This window comes from Chryseobacterium candidae, from assembly GCF_004916905.1.
GTDB lineage: Bacteria > Bacteroidota > Bacteroidia > Flavobacteriales > Weeksellaceae > Chryseobacterium > Chryseobacterium candidae.
This window is the reverse complement of record NZ_SDLV01000006.1, coordinates 155,418-177,818: the sequence shown is the minus strand read 5'-3', so window position 1 is coordinate 177,818 and position 22,401 is coordinate 155,418. Positions and strand designations below refer to the sequence as shown.

The following is a 22,401-nucleotide window of genomic DNA, read 5'->3' as shown; positions in this document are numbered from 1 at the left end:
TTTTTTTTTTTTTTTTTTTTTGTGATAAGTATGATTTAAATAAGCCTTGTTTATAGGTAAAACACGGATTTTTTTAAATCAATATTATGTGAGTAAAGCATTGATTTTAAAAAAAATACGAATAATATTTCCACTTTTGAAAAAAAATATTAAATTTGCATCACTAGTCTATTATTGACTAATAATTTACATTTTTTTTGATTAAATTTAACAAATACTTAAAATTAAAAAGAATGATTTTTACATTTTTTCTATTGCAAGAGAAAACTGATAAATCTTTTAAAAAGATATGTTTATCAATTACAAAAAAAAATATTAAAAATGAAATTTTATATTTCAAAACACCATTATTTATAGAAGAAAACGATTGGGACAATGAAAAACAGCGTCCCAAAAACATATATTGTAAAAAATATAAAGAGCTTAATTACATCCTTAATTCGATAAAAATAAGAATCTCTCCACTCATTAAAGAAGGAAACAGAAAAAAAATAAATGCCGAGATCAAAAAAGTAATTTTTTACAAAGAACAGAGCTACCCAGAAGGATCACTTCTTTCAATGATTTCTATATATTTAGGAGAAAAACAACATACAGTACAACTATCTACTTACAGAAGATATATGGTATTTATGCGTTTAATTGAAAATTTCGAAGGATTTCTTGCCCGCACAATTTATATCCACGATATTAATTCCGAACTCATAAGATCATTTAATAATTTTGCAAAAGCAGAGCTTTACTCTGAAAGTACAATATCCAGAACATGCCACTTTCTGAAGACAATCTTGCATTTCGCAGAAAGAAAAGGACTTAATACAGATATCAAAAACATTGCTCTTCCTAAAGTAAAAACTCCAAAAAAAATAATAATTCTAAATGAACAGGAAATTCTAAAGATCAAAAACACAATTGTACCACCGGAACTTGAAGACTCAAAAAACTGGCTATTAATAAGCTGTTATACCGGACAAAGGGTATCTGATTTTATGAGATTCAATGAGAAACAACTTGTAAAAATCAATGGAAAAACATGCATTTCTTTTACCCAGCGTAAAACTCAAAAAGAAATTACACTTCCCTTACATCAAACCGTTTTAAACGTGATTAAAAAATATGGCAATTCTTTTCCAAAACCTATTGAAATCGGAATTTACAATGAGAACATAAAAAAAATCGCAGCATTAGCAGGAATTGAAAGCAAAGTAGAAGCAAAGAAGAGAATAGGATATCGAAGTGAAGATATACGAACTGAAAAATGGAAGATCATTAGCAGCCACATAGGAAGACGTAGCTTTGCATCCAATTTTTATGGCAGAATCCCCACTTCACTACTTATACAGGCCACAGGCCACAGCTCAGAGAGAATGTTTTTAAATTATGTAAATCCGATAAATCATGAAAGAATCACAATACTAGGAGATTATTTCGATAAAGTATATACCGAAAGAGGTTAAAGTTAAAGTTATTTTTAAAAAAAATAAATCGATTATCGTTAATTATCATAAGTCTATTTTAAAAAATCAGTCTCAAAAATTGGGGAGGGGGAATATTAATTAGCCTTATTTTTGCATATTGCTAAGCGATCACGAACTTCTTAAATTATCACTTCCGAAATTTTTAGTTGAAGACCTTTGATTTCCTAAAAGCAGAATCTCATTATGCAGAACTTCATATTTATTTTTTAATAAAAAAACAGCACCCCCATGAATTCAAAGAAAGACTTCTGGAATCGAAGTTTTTTTACCTGAAATTATTGTAGATAATTACCCATTACGGGGTAAAATTGTAAAACTCTATGTTAAAAGAATATAGAATGACAAATCCTCCGGCGAAACCCTTCAGAGAGACTGGCATCTTGTAGCGAAAGGAACACGCATAACAAATGATCTGGCAGGCTTCTTAAAAAAAATCAGCCGACACTAAAGCTCTTTCTATCAAAGTTATAGCAGAATTTTTCGGTATCAAAGGCTAGACTTTCCAGATACAATACAAGAATAAACTCAGTAAATATCATAGCTGGAAGCAAAAGCCTCAAGCACAGGACTGGATCATTTATCCTTAAAACCTCTCAGAATCTTTATCCTTAGACGAAGTGGCTTTATCTAATGACGAGCTTTATACCGTTCTTACCTCTAAGCAAGCAAAAGGGTTAAAAGGAAGTATTGTTGCCATCATAAAAGCTACCTAGAGTGATTTTGTAATCACACATCTTTTAAAGATCAGCAGGAAACTACGGCTGAGGGTAAAAGAGGTTACTTTGGATATGACAGGTTCCATAAAGCGTATTTCCAAATGTTTCTTCCCACATGCAGTACAGGTCATAGATCGTTTTCATGTTCAGAAACTGGCCATAAAGCCTCTTAAAGAACTTAGGATCAAACACCATTGGGAGGCTATTGAAATAAAAAATTCTTTTGAAGGACAATCTTTGGATACAGAAGTTTTTGAAAACGGAGATTCCCGGAAGCAATTATCTGCTTTATAAAAGTCGCAGTAAATGGAGTGAGTCTAAAAGGAAGAGAGGTGATATTCTTTTCAGGGAATATCCTGACCTTGAAAAGGCGTATCAATTGACCGATGGACTTAGAAAAATTTATGCCCAGCATATTTCAAAATCTGTAGCAATGACAAGGCTGGCAGATTGGTTCAGGAATGCGTAAGAATCCAATTTTACATCTTTTTCTACCTTAAGAAAAACAATAATGAATTATTACAAATATATATTGAACTACTTTGACCAAAGAAGTACAAATGCTGCTGCAGAATCTTTCAATGTGAAAATAAAAAACTTCAGATTGCAGTTCAGAGGAGTAAAAGACAGAATATTTTTTCTCTTCAGATTAACCAAACTTTTAGCTTAGCCACCAAATTTTACGCTTGATCTATTTTTAATATTAAGAACGAGAAAAAAAATCGTTTAACCGCTACTTACCTTTTATTTTTGAATGTGTAGTTATCTAGCTTGTTAGCATTGTATCAAATGTTAACTATAATTCTGAAACTATCTAGCCATGCATTGATTCTTTCTATAGGATAGTCATTTAAAAATACTTGAGCATTCAAAAATTCTTAAACAATAGAGTATTGAACATCTAGCAAAAATTCTTAAGATTTTGAATGCAGCCCGTTTCTAATTTTCCATAAAACTTATATATATTCTTTAAAAGACCAAAGAAGTTATTATATTTGGCTAACAAAACGAATCTAAAACCTACATTTTCAAAGAGAGTAATTCGGTGAGTAGCTTGAACTCAACTCTAGAAAATATTGATAAATAAAGAGGTCTAAACAGATAGTTCGAATCCCTCCAACTCCACTAAAACCACTGATTTCTCAGTGGTTTTTTATTTTTAAGACAATCTTATATCAAATTTCACCTATAAAACAGAATGTTGTATATATTATATGTATGGTATTAATATGATAACTGTATTAAAAACAGCTTTTTGAAATTTTTTATGAATATAAATTTGAAACGCCTTCTTACTTATAAGTATAAAACAATCTCATTTTTCTGCTTACCATTCATCAATCAAAACAACAATGATAAAGTTCAAAAGGATTATCTTTTATTTCTCCCTTAGTCATTCAATTATTGATTTTATCTTCCTTGATAGAAGGCAAATATAACCTCCTGAAAACGAAAAGACTATAATAAAACAATTTAAAATGAAAGCTTCCGGTCCACAAAAAAGACTAAAAAAATGTTTTATCGTAAAGAATTTTATATATTTGCACCATCTAACAATTAAAAAAATAATTTACTATGTCAGACATTGCATCAAGAGTAAAAGCTATCATCGCTGATAAGCTTGACGTTGAAGAAACAGAAGTAACTCCTGAAGCTAGCTTCACTAACGATTTAGGAGCTGATTCACTAGATACAGTTGAGTTAATCATGGAATTTGAAAAAGAATTTAACATTCAGATCCCTGATGACCAAGCTGAAAAAATTACTACTGTAGGACACGCTATCGCTTACATCGAAGAAGTAGTAAATAAATAATATTCTTCAACAAAAAAGAAATTAAACAAAGTTTATGGAATTAAAAAGAGTAGTTGTAACCGGATTTGGAGCAATAACACCAATAGGAAATAATGCAAAAGAATACTGGGAAAATCTTGTGAAAGGTGAGAGCGGTGCCGCTCCGATTACTCTTTTTGATGCCACAAACTTTAAAACAAAGTTCGCTTGCGAGGTAAAAAATTTCGATCCGTTACAGCATTTCGATAAGAAAGAGGCTAAAAAAATGGATAGAAATACTCAATTGGGACTTGTTGCTGCAAGAGAAGCAGTAGCGCATTCCGGCATTATTGAAGACAATGTAGATAAAAACAGAGTTGGTGTAATCTGGGGCTCCGGAATCGGAGGATTAGAGACTTTTGAAACTGAAGTTTTAGGATGGGCCAATACGGAAATTCCGAGATTCAACCCTTTCTTTATCCCAAAAATGATTGCGGATATCACTCCAGGACATATCTCAATTGAATACGGTTTCCACGGACCAAACTACACTACTGTATCTGCATGTGCCTCTTCAGCAAATGCTATAATTGATTCCAAAATGCTGATCCAGTTAGGAAAAGCAGACGTGATTGTGTGCGGAGGCTCTGAAGCAGCCGTTACAGCAAGTGGTGTCGGTGGATTCAACGCAATGATGGCACTTTCTACAAGAAACGACGATCCTAAAACAGCTTCAAGACCTTTTGACAAAGACAGAGATGGATTTGTGCTAGGTGAGGGTGCAGGATGTATTGTTCTTGAAGAATATGAGCACGCCGTAAAACGTGGTGCTACAATTTATGCAGAATTACTGGGAGGAGGTCTGAGTGCTGATGCACATCACATGACTGCTCCACATCCTGAAGGTCTTGGCGCTTATCTGGTAATGAAAAGTTGTCTGGAAGATGCAGGCTTAACTGCTGATGAAGTAGATCATATCAACATGCATGGTACATCTACTCCATTAGGAGACATCGCAGAATCCAATGCAATTTCGAAATTATTAGGCGAGCATGCTTATGACATTCAAATTAATTCCACAAAATCAATGACTGGCCATCTTTTAGGTGCTGCAGGTGTTATTGAAGCTATCGCTGCATTGGGAACTATTATTCATGGTACAGTCCCTCCAACCATCAACCATTTTACTGATGATGAAAATATTGACAGCCGACTTAACTTTACGTTTAATACAGCTGTTAAGAAAGATGTAAAAGTAGCCATGAGCAATACTTTCGGATTTGGCGGGCATAACGCTTGCGTTCTATTTAAGAAAATCTAAATTCAATGAATGGAGTTACAGAAATACTTTTCTAAATTCCTTCTCAAAAAAAGAAAAAGACAATTAACGGAGAGAGAGTATTTTCTCAGTACCGAGCTTAGAAAAGTATTAGGTACAGAGGTACAGAATATAGCTCTTTACCGCGAAGCTTTTTCTTTGAAAAATTCTTCTAAAAATCAAGACAGCAATTACGAAAGACTTGAATTTTTGGGAGACTCTGTTTTGGGTACAATTATTTCTTGTCATTTGTTCCAGACATATCCTCAGGCCAATGAGGGATATCTGACACAAATGAAATCTAAGATTGTTAATAGGAAAAACCTCAATAAATTAGGAGAAGATCTCAAGCTTACCAGCCTTTTGCAAAAGCAAAACAGCTCATCAGCTTTGGGAGAAAATATCTCTGGAAATTTGTTCGAAGCCTTAATTGGTGCTGTTTATTTAGACTTCCATTATGATACCTGTAAAAGGATTATTCTGGAAAAATTACTGACCCCTTCCGAGATCAATAAGCTTGAAAACAAAATTGTGAGCTATAAAGGTCTTCTGCTCGAATGGAGCCAGAAAAAGAAGGTGAATATAAAGTACGAAACCTGCGAGGAAATACAGGCTAATAAATCTATCGTATTCAGATGCCATGTATGGCTTGGAGACGAAAAAATTGCCAATGCAACAGAGACTTCCAAGAAGAAAGCAGAGGAAAAAGCAGCACAGAGGGCATTTTATATTTTAAATAAAAAAGAAAATATACTTGGAAATTCAAAAACTTTATGATCTTGATGATATAGAATTTGAAGATATTGCCATAGGATTGGTAAGATTAGCCAAAGATATACCTGCTCACGAGTTTTTCTACAAAATAAATCAAACCAATAACCTTAGTTTTTCAAGAAAGAAAGATCTTGTCTTTCATGGGGGATATTATGATTATTTTTTTCCAAGATATGAAGGCTATCACAAGTATACAAAGACTTGTTTTACCTTCATTTCCAATAAATCTTCTGAAAGTAAGCAAAAAAAAATTCAGACAGAACTCTTTACAGAAGAAGAGAACATTAAATTTTTATTAAATAATCAGGTAGATGTGGAATATATTCTGCATAGTTCGGAACAGTTTCCTGATTTTTCCGTAATTTTGCTCCCTGAAAATCTTGTTTTTCCAATTCAAGATTATACACTGAGTTCTGATGAGGAACTTTATCAAATTATCCAGTATTATGAATAAGTATTTAAAGAAGACAAAAATTATCGCAACACTAGGGCCTGCTTCATCGTCGAAGGAGGTAATGTTAGATTTAATGAAAGCGGGTGTTGATATTTTCAGAATAAATTTTTCCCATGCAGATTACGACTTAGTTCGAAAAAATATTGAAATAATTAGAGAGCTAAACAATGAGTATGGTTATTCTGTGGGAATCCTGGGAGACCTTCAGGGTCCTAAGCTGAGAGTGGGAGTTGTAAAGGAAGGATCTTATCTGAATCCAGGTGATATTCTGACTTTCACCAATGAAAAGATGGAGGGAGATTCCACTAAGGTATACATGACATACCAACAGTTTCCACAAGATGTAAAAGTAGGGGAAAGAATTCTTATTGATGATGGGAAACTAATGCTGGAGGTTATTGAAACCAATGAAAAAGATACTGTAAAAGCAAAAACTATTCAGGGAGGTCCGCTAAGTTCTAAAAAAGGAGTTAATCTCCCTAATACAAATGTTTCTCTTCCTGCATTAACAGAAAAAGATGTTCAGGATGCTAATTTCATGCTTGACATGGAAGTTGACTGGATTGCCTTATCATTTGTTCGTCATGCTCAGGATATTATCGACTTGAAGGAGCTTATTAAAGCGCATCCAAATGGTAAATTCAAAACTCCGATTATTGCGAAGATTGAAAAGCCTGAAGGCGTTAAAAATATTGATGAAATCCTTCTTGAATGTGATGGATTAATGGTAGCCCGTGGAGATCTTGGAGTAGAAGTTCCGATGGAGGAAGTTCCTGCCATCCAGAAAAACCTGGTAGAAAAAGCGAGATTCTATTCCAAGCCGGTCATCATTGCTACCCAGATGATGGAAACGATGATCAACAGTTTAACACCAACAAGAGCGGAAGTAAATGACGTGGCCAACTCTGTACTGGACGGAGCTGATGCTGTAATGCTTTCCGGAGAAACTTCGGTAGGTAGATATCCGGTACAGGTTGTGGAAAACATGGCTAAAATTGTAAAGAATATTGAAACTACTCATTTCTACCAACACAAAAATGAGCCTATCGAGAAAGATTATAACTGTATCGATGAAAGATTCATTACCAACAGGGTTTGTCTTGCAGCGGTAAGAATTGCTAAAACAACTAACGTTTCTGCTATCGTAACGCTTACTCACTCCGGGTACACCGCATTCCAGCTTGCAGCACACAGACCTAACTCTCATATTATCGTATACAGCGGTAACAGAAGAGTTATCACGATGCTGAACCTTCTTTGGGGTGTTCACGCATACTATTATGACATGAAAAAATCTACTGATGAAACGATTATCCAGGTAAATATGTTAACACACAACTATGGTTATATCGAAACCGGAGATTTCGTAATCAACATCAATGCTACTCCATCCTATGAAGGGGGAAAAACAAATACATTGAGACTGACAACAGTATAAGCAATAAGCAAAATTACTTTTTGTAAAAGCATAAAAAAACTCCCGGAAATAAATTTCCGGGAGTTTTTTATTTATAGTGTAAAGTAGACTGTTAACTGATAAACGGCAGTTTGTCATTCTGAACGAAACGGAGTGAAGTGAAAAAAACCTGAGACTCGATTCCCAACAATGACATTATACCTAATTTAGTTACCTACAATCGTCTTAGCGGTCACAAATTCTTTTAAAGCCAATAAAGATAGTTCTGTTCCATATCCGGAAGCTTTTGATCCTCCAAACGGAAAACGTGGATCAGAGCTTGTCATACGGTTGATATTGACTGTTCCGGATTCAAGGTTTTCAATGAAGAATAACTGGCGTTCTTTATTTTTAGTCCATACAGAATTGGAAAGACCGAAAGGAATATCATTCGCCATCTGTAAAGCTTCCTCATCAGTTTTTGCAATCATAACCATACCCAGAGGTCCGAAAAGCTCTTCTTTTAAAATAGGATTACCTTCCTGAACTCTGATTAAACCAGGATTAAATTCATTTTCAGAAACTCTTTCCAAAGGAATAATAATTTCTGCACCATTTTCCAATGCTCTGTTAAACTGAGCTTCAAGTTCATCGGCAAGATCGGGTCTTGCCATTCCTGCCAGTTTGGTTTCTTTATCTAAAGGATCTCCAATCTCATATTTTTTGTATTCTTCAATGAAGATTGGTAAAAATGTATCCCCGATCTTTTCATCAATGATAAATCTTTTTGCTGCAGTACAGGTTTGTCCGCAATTTTGAAGTCTTGATTTTACACCGGCTTTAGCGGCTTCTTCAAGATCTGCATCATCAAAAATGATAAAAGCATCACTTCCGCCTAATTCAAGTAAAGATTTTTTGATATTTAAGCCTGCTATTGAAGCTACTTCTCCTCCTGCTTTTCCGCTGCCTGTTAAGCTTACTCCTTTTACAGTGTCATGTTCAAGAATTTCTTTTACTACTTTATGTCCTACTTCAAGATTCTGAAAAATACCTTCCGGAAAACCTGCTTCCAAAAGAACTTCTTCAATGGCATTTCCACTACCAAAACAAATTGAAGCATGTTTCAAAACTATTGTATTTCCAGCCAAAATTGCAGGAGTAGCAAATCTCAGTACCTGCCAGAAAGGAAAGTTCCATGGCATCACCCCTAAAATTACCCCTTTTGGAGCATAGTGAACTTCAGAGTAAGCAAATTCTGATTCTACTTTTTCAGGTTGTAAAGTATTCTCAGCGTCTGCATAATAATTCATCATTAAAGCACACTTTTCCACTTCAGCAATAGATTCTGAAATGGGTTTATTCATTTCTGTTGTAATTATTTTTCCAAATTTCTCCGAATTATTTTTTAAAATTCCCGCTGCTTTTGCAATTAACTTCTGCCTTTCCTCAAACGGCACTTTTCTCCACACTGAAAACGCTTTATCTGCTTTAATAAGCTTGCTTTCAATTAATTGTTCCATAATATAAATTTCTGTTTTAAATTCAGCTAATGAATTTATGAGCGCTTTTATTTTAAAAGCACGGTGAAATCAGCAAATTTCATTCCTTAAGGGTCAATAAAATAATGATTTTCTCTATCGGAAGAATATAACTTTATCTTACATCATTAGCCATTCATTTACAAGACATGCTGCCAGTCTTGCGGTTCTGTCCTGGATATCGAAAGAAGGGTTTACTTCTGCCACATCCAGCGCTACCAATTTTTTATTTTTTAAGATATGTCTGTAAAAATGCATAAAAGCTGTATCTGCAAAGATACCATTATAAGCCGCAGCAGAAACTCCCGGAGCAACGGATGCATTAAAGACGTCCATGCAAATGGTAAGATAGGCATAATCTACACTGTTCAGCAGTTCATCAATACGTTGATAGATGGAGCTAAGATTTTCAAAAAACAGTTCATCTGCCAGAATATATTTCATTCCGTACTGATGGGCTGTATCAAAAAGCTTCAATGTATTGGAGTTTCTCTGGATTCCAATATGCAAAGAATGGATAGGACCTTCCTGAGCAATCTGCCAGAAACCAGTTCCGGAACTTGGTCCTACTCCTTTTTCCGGCTGTCTGTTATCGAAATGGGCATCGATATTGATGATCCCTATTTTTTGTTCCGGAAAAGCTGTTTTTACGCCCAGATAATGAGCATAAGTCACTTCATGACCTCCACCCAAAACAAGAGATTTCCCTCCTTTTAAAAGTACTTTTGAGACATTTTTGGCAAGATTATTCTGAGTATTTTCCAGATTACCGTCTTCACAGGTAACATTCCCAAAGTCAAGCATTGAAAAGTCAGGAAGAATTACCGGAAAATTAGACATATTTTTCCTGATCACATCCGGAGCATCTTTCGCGCCCTGACGGCCTTTGTTTCTCCTTACTCCTTCATCTACAGCAAAACCATGTAGTGCAAAATCTCCTGTAGAAATATTATCGTAATTGTGTTCTTCTTTTACCCTTTGAAATAATCTGTGATAGAGAAGTTCTTCTCCGTCTAATCTGCCTTGCCAAATCATAATCTAAATTATTCTCTAAACCTCCCTCTGATGGTAGGTATAAATGTTCTGAAAAATAAAACTATAAACACTAATAAAGCACCACCGAATTTAAATTGCATGCTTCTATTTTCTTTACTAAAATAAAAAGTCACAACGCCTAAAGCAACAATAGCAATTAAGTAAAAGGTAGAATAAAGATATCCTCCTCTATTTTCATATTTAAATTCTCCACCGTTTGCAGCAAACATTTCATCCAGCATGCTATTGGCAGTAGCTGCATCCACTTTTCTAATATCTGAAGTCAAATTCTTTATAATAAAATCTTTTTTTGTGCCCGCTTTTACAGCATTTAATGCATAATCAACGTTTTTTTCTGCAACTCCAAGAGAGACATATTTTTCTTTAATCTCTTCTAATTTAATTTTCATGATCGTGTTTTTTTACTACTTCTTATTTCCATTGATATAAACATTTTCCGCGCTCAAGCTTCCCTGATTATACAATACATTCTGGAAATTATTGGTTTTAAAAGTGACAAAATCGGCTTTTTTTCCTGCTTCCAATTGTCCTCTGTCTTTAAGGTTCAATGCATAAGCAGCACGGAAAGTCATTCCTGCTAACACCTCGGCTGTCGTCAGCTTCTGAAATGTAGCCAGAATAGATGCCTGGGTAATCAAATTCCCCATGGGTGCCGATCCCGGATTCCAGTCACTTGCTATGGCTACGATAGCTCCTGCATCTAATAATTTTCTAGCCGGAGTAAATTTCTCACCTAATCCCAGACTCGCCCCTGGCAGAGCTGTCGCCACGGTATCTGATTCTGCCAGGAACTGAATATCTTCATCTATGGTTGCTTCCAGATGGTCCGCAGATTTTGCTCCCACTTCCACCGCAATTCTTGAGCTTCCAGGGGTAAACTGATCTGCGTGAACCGTAATTTCAAAGCCTAATTCTTTTGCTTTACGTAAGAAATCCTTACTTTCCTCAGGCTGAAAAGCAGATTTTTCAATAAAAATATCTACTCTGTTTGCCAATCCTTCTTCTTTTACTTTTGGTAAAATTTCGGTAATGATATATTCAAGATATTCAGGATTGCTACCTTCAAAATCTCTGGGTTTTAAGTGGGCAGAAAGACAGGTAGGAACTAAAGTTGCCTTTGTTTCTTGCTGTGCTTTTTTAATAATTCTGAGCATTTTCAGCTCATTTTCCACATCCAGACCATAACCGCTCTTCACTTCAATAGTTGTAATTCCCAGATCAAGCAAAAAATTGATTCTTTCAACTAAAGTTTTTAATAATACTTCTTCTGAAGCATTTCTCGTATGCTGTACGGAACTCCAGATTCCGCCGCCGCTTTCCGCAATCTCAAGATAAGTTTTCCCGGCATTACGCATGGCAAAATCGTTGGCACGGTTTCCTCCGAAACAAATATGGGTATGTGAATCTACAAAAGCAGGAAGAACAATTTGCTCTCCTTCAATATATTCAAATTCTATAGTAGGATTTTCTGTTTTTAATGTTTCGAAATTTCCAACTTTCCGGATAATATTCTGATCTACTACAATTCCTCCGTCTGCAATAATTTCAAGCTGGTCATCAGAAAGTTTTCCTCTTAAGGGTAAGTTAGCAAGTGTTACCACCTGTTTGAATGGTCCTATTAATTTCATTAGTTTAAAGTTAATGTGATGTTTAGATTCAAGCTGACACATTCTTATATCAGTATCTGTTTCTCAACATTCAAAATTTTATTAATTTTTATTAATAATTTCTTCTCTCAAAAATACTTAAAATATCCCAATTATTTAAATCTTAGCTGTTCTCATTTTCAACGCTGACTTCAACCTCTGTATCAATCTCAACGTTTTCTCAATCTGCCCTTCAACCTTTGTCTAAATTTGCTATCTTTGAAGTAAATGAAATGAATTAATGCCAGATTTTTTACATCCAGATAAGGAAAACTACTCAAACGAGGAGCTGATGCAGGAAGAACAGATCCGTCCCCAGAGCTTTAAAGATTTTGCGGGGCAGAGAAAAACGCTGGAGAACCTTGAGGTTTTTGTTACCGCTGCAAAAAGACGTGGCGGAGCACTAGATCATGTTTTATTACACGGTCCGCCGGGACTGGGTAAAACTACTTTGGCCAATATTATTGCTAATGAACTTGGGGTAAACTGCAAGGTTACTTCGGGCCCTGTATTGGATAAGCCCGGAAGTTTAGCTGGTTTATTGACCAATCTTGAGGAAAATGATGTTCTTTTCATTGATGAGATTCACCGTCTTTCTCCTGTAGTAGAGGAATACCTGTATTCTGCAATGGAGGATTACAAGATTGATATTATGCTGGAAACAGGTCCTAATGCCAGAAGTGTACAGATAGGGCTGAATCCTTTTACTCTGGTGGGAGCTACTACAAGAAGTGGTATGCTTACAAAGCCAATGCTTGCCAGATTTGGGATTCAGAGCAGGCTGGAATATTATTCTATTGAACTTTTGTCAACCATTATTCAGAGAAGTTCAAGGGTTTTAGGTGTTGTCATCTATGAAGATGCTGCCATAGAAATTGCAAGAAGAAGCCGTGGAACACCGAGGATCGCCAATGCACTACTGAGAAGGGTACGTGATTTCGCTGAGATTAAAGGAAATGGTGAGATTGAGATCAAGATCACCAAATATGCTTTGGATTCTTTAAATGTGGACGAATTTGGTCTGGATGAAATGGATAATAAGATCATGCGCGTCATGATTGAAAACTTTAAAGGAAAGCCGGTTGGTATTTCTGCTCTGGCAACATCTATTGCTGAAAATCCTGAAACACTGGAAGAAGTTTATGAACCGTTTCTGATTCAGGAAGGGTTTATTATCAGAACTCCCAGAGGACGGGAAGTTACCGACAAGGCTTACAAACATTTGAATATTACAAGACCTAAAAACCCGGGAGAACTATTTTAATTCAAAATTTCGAGTTTATGGTTTAATGTTAATGCGAATTGATTAGTTTATGTTTATACCTAAATTATACAGAAGTGAAGATTACGATTTGATGAGAGAGATTATCAAAGAAAACTCTTTTGCTTTACTGATTTCTTCCGTTGATAAGATTAGAGCTACTCATTCCATGATGATGCTTAATGAAGATGATCCTGAAAATGCTTATATTGAAACTCATATTTCAAGGGCCAATCCTCAGGCAAAAACCTTAAATGATGGAGATGAAGTTCTTTGTGATTTTTTGGGAGCTCACACTTATATATCCAGCAGCTGGTATGATCATATTAATGTTTCTACCTGGAATTATGAAGCGGTGCAGATTCATGGAACAGTTGAAATAATGAATCATGATGAACTCTATGCTCATTTGGATAAATTAACGTCCAAGTACGAAAGTTTTCAGCAATGTCCAATGATGGTAGAAGATATGGGAAGGGAATTTGTGGAAAAAGAAATGAAAGGAGCTTTTGGGATTAAAATAATTCCTACTGAAATATTTATCAAACAAAAACTTTCTCAAAACAGAAAAGAATCTGATTTTAATACTATTATCAGCCAGCTTGAACAATCTGATGATAACGCGAGAAAAATTGCGGAGAAAATGAAATTAATAAAGAAATAATCAAAATATACATATGAAGTTATATCCAATACAATGTGGAAAATTTAAACTGGACGGCGGTGCTATGTTCGGAGTCGTCCCGAAGAGTCTGTGGGAAAAAACGAATCCGGCAGACGAAAAAAACCTAATCGAGCTGGGAACCCGTTCCCTTCTTATTGAAGATGGAAAAAAACTGATCCTTGTAGACTGCGGTCTTGGTAATAAACAGGATGACAAATTTTTCGGTCACTACTCTCTTTGGGGAGATGATAGTCTTGATAAAAATCTTAAAAAATATGGCTTTATAAAGGAAGATATTACGGATGTATTCCTTACTCACCTTCACTTTGACCACTGTGGTGGAGCTATAGAATGGAATGACGAAAGAACCGGATACAGACCAGCCTTTAAAAATGCTAATTTCTGGACTAATGAAAATCACTGGCAGTGGGCAACAGAACCCAATGCAAGAGAAAAAGCAAGTTTCCTGAAGGAAAACATTATGCCCATGCAGGAAAGCGGGCAGCTTAACTTTTTGCCACTTCCCACTACCGGAAACTACGGTTTCGCTCCGGATCTGAAAATGGACGTTATCTTCGTAGACGGGCATACCGAAAAGCAGATGCTTCCGGTTATCCAGTATCAGGAAAAAACAGTTGTTTTTGCTGCAGATCTTATTCCTACAGCAGGACATATCAACCAGGTATATGTGATGGGATATGATACAAGACCTCTTTTAACACTGGAAGAAAAAGGAAAATTCCTTAAGCAGTGTGTAGACAACGAGTATTTATTGTTCTTTGAGCATGATGCCCATAATGAGCTTGCAAGTCTTAAAATGACCGATAAAGGGGTAAGACTCGATGAAACGTTTAGCTTTAATGATGTTTTTGGATATTAATTTTTAATCATGGAAGAATTACATTCAGAAACCCCGCAGACAGAGCCGGAACCAGCACCCAAGATCATTGGCTTAACAGGAGGAATAGGCTCTGGAAAAACCACAGTAGCGCGCTTTATAGAGGAATTCGGTTTTCCGGTTTATTATTCCGATGACAGAGCAAAAACCATTGTCAATGAGAGTGAAGATCTGAAAATAAAAATCAAAGAACTTCTAGGCGAAGATTCATATGATGAGAACGGATTGTATGACAGAAAGTTTGTAGCAGATAAAGTTTTTAATAACAGAGATCTGCTTCAACAATTGAATGAGATTATTCATCCTGCTGTAAAAATTGATTTTGAAAACTGGGTAAGGAAACAAAGCAAATATTTAGTTTTTAAAGAAACAGCTTTATTATTTGAACTGAAGCTTAACAGACAATGTTATAAGTCTCTTCTGGTAACTGCCGAGGATAATATCAGGATCAAAAGAGTAATGGACAGGGATTATAAAACCTACCGTGAGGTAGAAACTGTCATGGAAAAACAAATGCCCGAAAGGGATAAAATTAAAATGGCAGATTGTATTATCTATAACAATACCAATCTGGAAGATTTAAAAGAACAAACTGAAAAAGTGATCTTCAGTATTGAATAAATAAAAACTCGTTAGAAGCTTTTCTAACGAGTTTTTTCTGTAAAAATATTTCTTAGGAGCAGCAGGTTCACCTGAGATATTTTTGACCACATTACCCAAAAAATAAGCCTCCATTTCTGGAGGCTTATTCTATTGAAATTTAAATATCTTATTCTTTGATAAATTTCTTTTGAGTAGTATTACCGTTATCATCAATATCAATAACATAAACACCGTTAATCAATCTGCTTACGTTGATCTGGTTGTTCAGTAAGATACCATCAGCGATAACCTGTCCTGCAGCATTGTAGATCTTATACTTAGCTCTTTTGCTAACATTTTTCACAAACAATACTGAGCTTACCGGGTTAGGATAAATCATAACACTGGTCTGATCAATTGGGTTAGCAACAACCGGTTTAGAGATTCTTACCGTGTAATCCTCTACCTCTCCGTTTTTGAAGTCAGCACAGTTTACAGGGATACCGTCTCTAGACATGGCAACTCTCATCACTACATACTTATAATCTGTCATACTTACAAAAGCATCTGCAGGAACATTGAATTTACCTGAAACAGGGCTGTTTGAATTTGGTGAAGAAGTGAATACTCTTTCATTGATATCAAACTCTCCGTTTCTGTTGAAGTCAATCCAAACTGCGATTCCTTCGTTATAAGTAGTTCCTGTCCATTTTTTCTCAATGATGATCTCATTGTCAGTAGATCCCTGGATCATTTCGATGAATGTTTTAGGAACTCCGGTATAATCTGTATATGTAGATGCTCCGGATTCATTCTCCATTGTTTTCTTACCTGTAGGCTTCACTGTAACTTTGGAAATATGCTCACCTGTAGAGTTTTCTGCTTTCATCTTACAGTAGATTACTGTAGGTGTTGTAAAGTAGTAAGGAGGAGTATAGTTTCCTGGTGTACCATTACAGATATTCACTACCTGCATTTCATATTTCGTTAATTCTGCAAGACCTGTTAATACAATGTTATTAACTAATGATGGTACTTCTGTCCAGCTTGGAATACCCACTTTTCTGTATCTAAGAACATATGTTGCTCCCGGGAACGGATCCCATTGGATCGCCGCTGATGTAGGAAGCAATTGGGTAATTGTTAATCCTGGAGGCGGAATCTGGCATATTCTTTCTGTAGTAAATACTTTAGGGTTAGAATATGGATTTAGTGTAGTTTCCCCGTTACATTGGTTAGCAATCTGAACTTCATAAGTAGTATATGGCTCTAAAGGAGTTACACTTCCTAATACATAAGTATTTGCAGGAGCTGCCGGTAAACTTATAGTAGCCCATGTTGTAGTACCTACTTTTCTCCATCTCATTGTATACGTAGAACTTGCCGCAAGCGGAGACCATGTAATCAATGCAGTTGTTGGTGTGATAGTACTTACAGTTACATTTGGAGGAGTAGGATCACATCTTGTAGTAAACGTTTTAATTGGTGTTGCTGTTCCAACAATGTCTCCACAAATAGCTGCAACTTCTACTTCATAAGTAGTAGCTGGTACCAGTCCGCTGATTACTAACGGAAGGTTACCTAATTGTGCGGAAGCATATACCTGCGTCCAGGCAGTTGTTCCCTGAACTCTGTATCTTACCACATAGCTCACTCCTGCTCCTGTGATTGTTACAGTAGCTGTTGTATGCGTTGTTGTAAATGTTGGTGCATTAGGAGTTGCATTGCTGCAAGGTCTGATTCTTACTCTATAGTCTTCTACTTCCCCATCTATTGCATTCTGACACATTGTAGGAGCACTTGTACGCTTCAGCACAACTCTCATTGTAGTTGTTAATGGTCCTGTGTAAGCATTTGAAGGAACCGCAAAAGTAGCAGTAACCGGAGTCGTTGTATTGGCTGGAGAAATTAAAATTCTCTCAGTATCAGTAAACTGTCCGTTTCTGTCAAAGTCGATCCAAGCTGTTACAGCATCGTTACCTGTTGCACCTGTCCATCCTTTTGCTACAGAGATTTTATTATTCTGAGAATCTACATCCAGAGTAATAAGAGTTTCCGGAGTAGTATAGCTGATATAATTTGTCTGTACTGAAGTATTATTCATTGGCGGAACACCCAGGTTCGAAGAGGTAACTGTTACATTCGAAATATGGTCATTCGTTCCGGTACCCGTCATTGGACAGTAAGACAATGGGGGTGTTGTAAATATTACTGATGATGAGTAAGATCCTGTAGAACCGTTACAAGTTGTAGAAACCTGAACCTCATAATTAGTCTGTTCTGTAAGACCAGTAATTCCGTAGAAGTTCTGACCAGCAGGAACTGTTGCTGTTTGCCAAGCTCCACTTGGGGCAACTCTCCATCTTATATTATACGTAGCACCAGCAGTAGCAACCCATGATACAGTTGCTGTAGTAGCAGCGATATTATTCACTGTAATATTTGTTGGAGCAGCTGTTGAACAAGGTTGAGCATCTACAAATTTTACTGCATAATCTTCTACTTCTCCCTGACTGAATGTACCACAAGGATTAGCATTATCAAAATATCTCATTACTACACGCATACGGGTAGGAAGAGTTCCTGTATACACATTACCACTTGCCACTGTAGGTACTGCAAAAGTAGCCGTTACAGGAGTAGTTGTGTTATAGGTAGTATTAAGAATTCTCTCACTGGTTTCAAATGTTCCGTTTCTGTTAAAATCTACCCAAGCAGAAACTCCATATGAAGAAGGAGAACCTGGCCAGTATTTGTTTACAGAAATTTTATTATTTGCTGAACCTCTTTCAAAGATCACTACTCTTGTAGCATCTGTGGTATAGTCTTTATAATTGTCAGATCCGGAATTACTCAACATAATAGGAGTATTCGTAGGAGTAACAGTTACATTATTAATATATCCACTTGTAGCAGTATTACTTGTAGGGCCAGCCGTACAATAAGTAAGAGCCGGTGTTGTAAAGGTAACACTTGGTGAGAAAGCACCTGTTGTTCCCCCACAAACAGTAGCAACCTGTACTTCATATGTAGTCTGCTCCAATAATCCTGTAAGAATTTGATTACTGATTAATGGTGTATTTACTGCAATCTGCTGCCATGCACCAGAAGGAGAAACTCTGTATCTTACTATATAAGTAGCCCCAGTAGCTGATGTCCAGGTAACATTAGCAGAGGAAGGAGTTACGTTATTTACCGTAATATTAGATGGTGGTGCTGTAGTACAAGTTGATAAGTCTATAAATTTTACAGCATAGTCTTCGGTTTCACCGTAAGAGTATGTTCCACAAGCATTAATAGGGCTGTACTCGTTTAATACAACACGCATTTTTGTAGTCAGGTTTCCAGTGTAAACACCACCAGCAACAGTTGGTATTGTAAAGTTTGCTGTAACCGGAGTTGTTGTATTACTTGGTGAAGTAAGCACTCTTTCAGTGGCTTCAAAAACACCATTACGGTTAAAATCAATCCAAACTCCAGTCAAGAAACTATATTGAGTACCTGGCCACGTTTTTGAAACTGAAACGGTAGCAGTCCCCCCTCTTACTAAAGTAACTACTCTTGTAGGATCTGTACTATAATCTGTATAACCACTCTGACCAGAGTTACTGTACATGGATGGGGCTCCTTGTGCATTAACAGAAACCTGATTGATATATCCATCAATAAAAGTACTTGTCGCAGCGGAATTACAATAAGTGAGTGCTGGAGTTGTAAAGTTGGTGCTGGAAGAGAATGCTCCCTGTGAACCACCACAAACAGTGGCTACCTGAACTTCATACTGGGTCTGCTCAGTTAATCCGGTAATAAGCTGGTTTCCGACCAAAGGAGTTGTAACATTGATTGTTATCCAAGGTCCACCTGATACAGGCCTGTATCTTACCACATAAGTGGCTCCTGCAGAAAGATACCAGCTCACATTAGCAGAAGTTGTTGTAAGATTTGAAACTGCAATATTAGTAGGCGGAGCCGCTGAACAAGCTGAAAGCGGTTGGCTTTCCAACTGTATTCTAGGAATATCTGCGAGTCTGTCTTTTGCAGAAGGAGGTGCTGCAGGATCTGGATTCGCAGTATCCTCATAATAGATGATCCCTCGGTTGGCCCCGGCATTATAAGATCCCCAGGCCGTACCTGGTGAAGATGCATAGCCTGGAGTTTTTTCATTTACAGCAACCACAAGATTGTCTGTTCCATTCCATAAAAATGGAGTAGCCAATTGAAGAGTTACCCAGTTTCCATTTGATAGGGTAGGTAAATCTCCGGCATACACCTGAGTCAGTGAACTTAATGGAATCCAGTTTGTATTAGAGGCAAAGTTATTCTGGGTTGTGTTTCCCATGTATACCACCCAATCCTTATATACAGCCTGAGAGGTTGCAACGGTGGTGGAATAAAACTTTATAGCCGTGATATAGTTCGACGTACCGATGGCAGTCGTAAGTTCCGCAGCAGTGTAGATCTGCTGAGAATAACTATACCCATAATAGGAACGTATGGGAAGATACACAGAGGTACCTGTTCCTGTCCCAATCTGCCCTGCCTGAGCCGAGACTTTGGATACAAAGCCTGTACAAATCAAACAGAGAAACAGAATTAAAGAGGTAAAGAGTTTCTTCATAATGTTTTCATTATAATATTAATCACACAAATCTAATCATTTTTTATTATTAATTTATAAGTGCATTTGGGTTTTTTCTGAAAAAAAACAATATTTTTTTCACTTATACTCTAAATAAAGAAATCCCCGGGAGTTCCCGGGGATTTACTAATATTTAAAGGTTATCTTTATTTTTTGATAAATTTAAAGTTTTCTGAAATATTATTATCTTTTACAGTAATAATATAATTTCCTCTTAGTAATTCACCTACATTTACTTTGTTGTTATCAATTGTTCCTTTTTTCACAAGTTGACCCACTGCATTATGAATTTCAAATGTAGCTTTAGTAGATACTTTTGTTACATTTAAGAAATCACTTACAGGGTTTGGATAGATTCCGAAATTATTTTTCTTATCAACTTCACTTGTACCTAAGGTCTGAGCTTTCATTACTTTTCTTTGAGAAGTTGTGAAGCTACCACCAGATAATAGAACAGTTCCTGAAGTAGTTTTGATGTTATAATATCCTCCATCTAGACCAATACCGTCTCCATAAGAGTCATTAATTGTGAAAGTATAACAGTCATCTGTACTTAATGTCCAGTTTTGGGTAATCAATGCCGGAAGAGTAGGTGTTGTTTGATCTGCATAACCGCTTCCACTGTAAACAGTAGTTCCTGCACTATTCTTTAATGTCCAGCTTGTTTCAGATCCGTAATAATCTAATTGAAGATTAAATACTACATTCTGAGCCACAGGCATTGGTGCTCCTACATAAGTATCATTAATTGTATTATTGGAAGCTCTTTGATCTGCTCCTCCATTTACAGTACTGATACTGATTGTCATTGGACCACCCATTGTACCCGCTGTAACCGGAAGGCTAAGCAACTGAGATTTATCCTGAGCAAGGCTACCTGTCCAGTTATAAGGAGTTTGTGCAATACCATTAATTGTATAAGTGATCTGAGCTGAAGTAAGCACTCCTGTTCCTCTGTTATACAAAGATACTGGAACGTTCAATGATCCTGAACAAGTGACAGCAGAACAAGTTCTTTCTAATTTAACCTCCGCATCATTTGCAAATAATGGAATCGCGATATCTTTAACCGAAGTCTTCAACGAAGCTCTTCTTGGAGAATTATTCATAACTGCTGTAATTCTATCTTTTTGATTAATTGTAAAGATATTCATACAGGTATCATTGGTATAATCCATATAGTTTTGAACCATTTCCATCACTGAAGCATCATTACAACTCGCAATGTTAGTAGGACAACCACCATTAGAAGTGTGAGCCGTAGGAGTATCTGCACAATAATCATCCCCACAAGTAGCATCTCCCCAGATATGTCTTAATCCTAAAAAGTGCCCTACCTCGTGAGTCATTGTTCTTCCTTTGTCATAAGGAGCCGATAGCATAAAAGTACCATTATTTAAATCACTGGTTCCAAATGTAGCAAAGTTTGCAACAACCCCGTCCGTTTTACCATATCCACCAAGCGGATTTAATCCTGGAAGGTTAGAACCATCAGGGAATTGAGCATATCCTAACAAATTCGTATTTGGAGAAGCAAACTCCACGCTCCACATATTCATATATTGAGTAGGATCCCAAATCGTTTCAGGCTTTACATAAGCATCAATAGCATCTTTCTTAAAAGAAGACTGACATAAGTTTACTCTATCAATTCCGTTGGTAGGGTTTCCATTTGGATCTACTTTTGCCAATGCAAACTGAATTTGTACGTCTGCTCCTACAGCATTGGTATTATACCCCGGAGTTCCCATTAATTTCCGGAAATCCTGATTCATTACTGTAATCTGAGACATCACCTGCTCATCTACAATATTTGGAGCTGTACCTACTGCCTGCCCACCATGAATAACGTGAACAACTACAGGAATAGTGACAATACCTCCATTTTGTGATTTTTCATTCTTAGCCTTTTGAATTAATGGTCTCAACCAATCTTCAAACTGCTCTGTAGTAAGCCTTCCCGGAAAATGTTTTCTTAAGAAGTCTTCATATTCTGTTGTACCGCATCTATCGAAACCGTTAGTTTTTGCAAGTTCCTGTGGAGATTTGGCAGCAGATTCTTTCTTCTGTCCTATCCAGCCAGTATTTTGTGCGCTCATTAAACCAGCACATAATAAAGGCAATAAAAAGAGTGATTTTGAAGTAGTAGATTTTTGCATCTTTAATTTTTATAAACTTTACAAATATATTAGTTTTTAACAAAATTTA

17 protein-coding genes and 1 pseudogene are annotated in these 22,401 nt (G+C 36.3%); 12 read left to right on the top strand and 6 right to left on the bottom strand.

The window, feature by feature from the left end:
• The first annotated feature begins 233 nt into the window (after nucleotides 1-233).
• The 8 genes and pseudogenes from EK417_RS04360 (at nucleotide 234) to pyk (ending at nucleotide 7,951) form a co-directional block, all read left to right on the top strand.
• Nucleotides 234-1,457: a tyrosine-type recombinase/integrase gene (locus tag EK417_RS04360; RefSeq protein ID WP_136521426.1), complete on the top strand. Its 1,224-nt coding sequence runs from the start codon at nucleotides 234-236 to the stop codon at nucleotides 1,455-1,457.
• An 809-nt stretch (nucleotides 1,458-2,266) separates the two neighbouring features.
• On the top strand, nucleotides 2,267-2,488 hold the full coding sequence (locus EK417_RS21515) for a transposase (protein ID WP_262709806.1): 222 nt from the start codon (nucleotides 2,267-2,269) through the stop codon (nucleotides 2,486-2,488).
• Nucleotides 2,418-2,864: pseudogene (locus EK417_RS21510) on the top strand (ISL3 family transposase). Before EK417_RS21515 ends, EK417_RS21510 begins: the two are co-directional and overlap by 71 nt.
• 905 nt (nucleotides 2,865-3,769) lie before the next feature.
• The gene (locus tag EK417_RS04350) at nucleotides 3,770-4,009 is read left to right on the top strand and encodes an acyl carrier protein (RefSeq protein WP_002976354.1); all 240 of its coding nucleotides are present in this window, start codon (nucleotides 3,770-3,772) and stop codon (nucleotides 4,007-4,009) included.
• A 34-nt stretch (nucleotides 4,010-4,043) separates the two neighbouring features.
• Entirely contained in the window at nucleotides 4,044-5,288 is a 1,245-nt protein-coding gene (gene fabF, locus EK417_RS04345) for a beta-ketoacyl-ACP synthase II (protein WP_034693118.1), read from the top strand.
• Nucleotides 5,289-5,297: 9 nt separating this feature from the next.
• Nucleotides 5,298-6,062, top strand: coding sequence for a ribonuclease III (gene rnc, locus EK417_RS04340; protein ID WP_062675799.1), 765 nt, complete (start codon nucleotides 5,298-5,300; stop codon nucleotides 6,060-6,062).
• Nucleotides 6,040-6,513 (top strand): IPExxxVDY family protein, encoded by a 474-nt coding sequence (locus EK417_RS04335; protein ID WP_110368377.1) that lies wholly within the window; start codon nucleotides 6,040-6,042, stop codon nucleotides 6,511-6,513. The genes rnc and EK417_RS04335 overlap by 23 nt, the downstream gene beginning before the upstream one ends.
• Nucleotides 6,506-7,951: a pyruvate kinase gene (gene pyk / locus EK417_RS04330; protein WP_076594970.1), complete on the top strand. Its 1,446-nt coding sequence runs from the start codon at nucleotides 6,506-6,508 to the stop codon at nucleotides 7,949-7,951. Before EK417_RS04335 ends, pyk begins: the two co-directional genes overlap by 8 nt.
• A gap of 185 nt (nucleotides 7,952-8,136) precedes the next feature.
• On the opposite strand, the gene EK417_RS04325 is transcribed toward pyk, so the two are convergent.
• The 4 genes from EK417_RS04325 to hutI all read right to left on the bottom strand — a co-directional run bounded on the left by EK417_RS04325 (nucleotide 8,137) and on the right by hutI (nucleotide 12,131).
• Nucleotides 8,137-9,429 (bottom strand): aldehyde dehydrogenase family protein, encoded by a 1,293-nt coding sequence (locus EK417_RS04325; RefSeq protein ID WP_136521425.1) that lies wholly within the window; start codon nucleotides 9,427-9,429, stop codon nucleotides 8,137-8,139.
• A 138-nt stretch (nucleotides 9,430-9,567) separates the two neighbouring features.
• Entirely contained in the window at nucleotides 9,568-10,482 is a 915-nt protein-coding gene (gene hutG / locus EK417_RS04320; protein ID WP_110368375.1) for a formimidoylglutamase, read from the bottom strand.
• A gap of 8 nt (nucleotides 10,483-10,490) precedes the next feature.
• On the bottom strand, nucleotides 10,491-10,892 hold the full coding sequence (locus tag EK417_RS04315; protein ID WP_110368374.1) for a hypothetical protein: 402 nt from the start codon (nucleotides 10,890-10,892) through the stop codon (nucleotides 10,491-10,493).
• A gap of 15 nt (nucleotides 10,893-10,907) precedes the next feature.
• Nucleotides 10,908-12,131 carry an imidazolonepropionase gene (gene hutI, locus EK417_RS04310; RefSeq protein ID WP_136521424.1) on the bottom strand — a complete coding sequence of 408 codons (1,224 nt, stop codon included), beginning with the start codon at nucleotides 12,129-12,131 and terminating at the stop codon, nucleotides 10,908-10,910.
• A 259-nt stretch (nucleotides 12,132-12,390) separates the two neighbouring features.
• Between hutI and ruvB the strand changes: the two genes are divergently transcribed.
• Genes ruvB through coaE form a run of 4 tightly spaced genes read left to right on the top strand, consistent with a single transcriptional unit; the run spans nucleotide 12,391 to nucleotide 15,593 of the window.
• Nucleotides 12,391-13,413, top strand: coding sequence for a Holliday junction branch migration DNA helicase RuvB (gene ruvB / locus EK417_RS04305; RefSeq protein ID WP_076594966.1), 1,023 nt, complete (start codon nucleotides 12,391-12,393; stop codon nucleotides 13,411-13,413).
• Between the two features lie 49 nt (nucleotides 13,414-13,462).
• Entirely contained in the window at nucleotides 13,463-14,074 is a 612-nt protein-coding gene (locus EK417_RS04300) for an FMN-binding negative transcriptional regulator (protein WP_136521423.1), read from the top strand.
• Nucleotides 14,075-14,087: 13 nt separating this feature from the next.
• The gene (locus tag EK417_RS04295) at nucleotides 14,088-14,954 is read left to right on the top strand and encodes an MBL fold metallo-hydrolase (protein ID WP_136521422.1); all 867 of its coding nucleotides are present in this window, start codon (nucleotides 14,088-14,090) and stop codon (nucleotides 14,952-14,954) included.
• 9 nt (nucleotides 14,955-14,963) lie between these two features.
• Nucleotides 14,964-15,593, top strand: coding sequence for a dephospho-CoA kinase (coaE, locus tag EK417_RS04290; RefSeq protein WP_136521421.1), 630 nt, complete (start codon nucleotides 14,964-14,966; stop codon nucleotides 15,591-15,593).
• 148 nt (nucleotides 15,594-15,741) lie between these two features.
• On the opposite strand, the gene EK417_RS04285 is transcribed toward coaE, so the two are convergent.
• Together EK417_RS04285 and EK417_RS04280 are read right to left on the bottom strand one after the other, a co-directional pair.
• Nucleotides 15,742-20,172, bottom strand: coding sequence for a GEVED domain-containing protein (locus tag EK417_RS04285; protein ID WP_136521420.1), 4,431 nt, complete (start codon nucleotides 20,170-20,172; stop codon nucleotides 15,742-15,744).
• Nucleotides 20,173-20,339: 167 nt separating this feature from the next.
• A complete protein-coding gene (locus EK417_RS04280; protein WP_136521419.1) occupies nucleotides 20,340-22,352 on the bottom strand; it encodes a M43 family zinc metalloprotease in 2,013 nt (670 codons plus the stop codon).
• Nucleotides 22,353-22,401: the final 49 nt, after the last annotated feature.

What these genes read in the sequence shown, in the direction of transcription:
- EK417_RS04360 (WP_136521426.1), top strand. Translation starts at nt 234, where the DNA reads ATGATTTTTACATTTTTTCTATTGCAAGAGAAAACTGATAAATCTTTT.
- EK417_RS21515 (WP_262709806.1), top strand. Translation starts at nt 2,267, where the DNA reads ATGACAGGTTCCATAAAGCGTATTTCCAAATGTTTCTTCCCACATGCA.
- EK417_RS04350 (WP_002976354.1), top strand. Translation starts at nt 3,770, where the DNA reads ATGTCAGACATTGCATCAAGAGTAAAAGCTATCATCGCTGATAAGCTT.
- fabF (WP_034693118.1), top strand. Translation starts at nt 4,044, where the DNA reads ATGGAATTAAAAAGAGTAGTTGTAACCGGATTTGGAGCAATAACACCA.
- rnc (WP_062675799.1), top strand. Translation starts at nt 5,298, where the DNA reads ATGGAGTTACAGAAATACTTTTCTAAATTCCTTCTCAAAAAAAGAAAA.
- pyk (WP_076594970.1), top strand. Translation starts at nt 6,506, where the DNA reads ATGAATAAGTATTTAAAGAAGACAAAAATTATCGCAACACTAGGGCCT.
- EK417_RS04325 (WP_136521425.1), bottom strand. Translation starts at nt 9,429, where the DNA reads ATGGAACAATTAATTGAAAGCAAGCTTATTAAAGCAGATAAAGCGTTT.
- hutG (WP_110368375.1), bottom strand. Translation starts at nt 10,482, where the DNA reads ATGATTTGGCAAGGCAGATTAGACGGAGAAGAACTTCTCTATCACAGA.
- EK417_RS04315 (WP_110368374.1), bottom strand. Translation starts at nt 10,892, where the DNA reads ATGAAAATTAAATTAGAAGAGATTAAAGAAAAATATGTCTCTCTTGGA.
- hutI (WP_136521424.1), bottom strand. Translation starts at nt 12,131, where the DNA reads ATGAAATTAATAGGACCATTCAAACAGGTGGTAACACTTGCTAACTTA.
- ruvB (WP_076594966.1), top strand. Translation starts at nt 12,391, where the DNA reads ATGCCAGATTTTTTACATCCAGATAAGGAAAACTACTCAAACGAGGAG.
- EK417_RS04300 (WP_136521423.1), top strand. Translation starts at nt 13,463, where the DNA reads ATGTTTATACCTAAATTATACAGAAGTGAAGATTACGATTTGATGAGA.
- EK417_RS04295 (WP_136521422.1), top strand. Translation starts at nt 14,088, where the DNA reads ATGAAGTTATATCCAATACAATGTGGAAAATTTAAACTGGACGGCGGT.
- coaE (WP_136521421.1), top strand. Translation starts at nt 14,964, where the DNA reads ATGGAAGAATTACATTCAGAAACCCCGCAGACAGAGCCGGAACCAGCA.
- EK417_RS04285 (WP_136521420.1), bottom strand. Translation starts at nt 20,172, where the DNA reads ATGAAGAAACTCTTTACCTCTTTAATTCTGTTTCTCTGTTTGATTTGT.
- EK417_RS04280 (WP_136521419.1), bottom strand. Translation starts at nt 22,352, where the DNA reads ATGCAAAAATCTACTACTTCAAAATCACTCTTTTTATTGCCTTTATTA.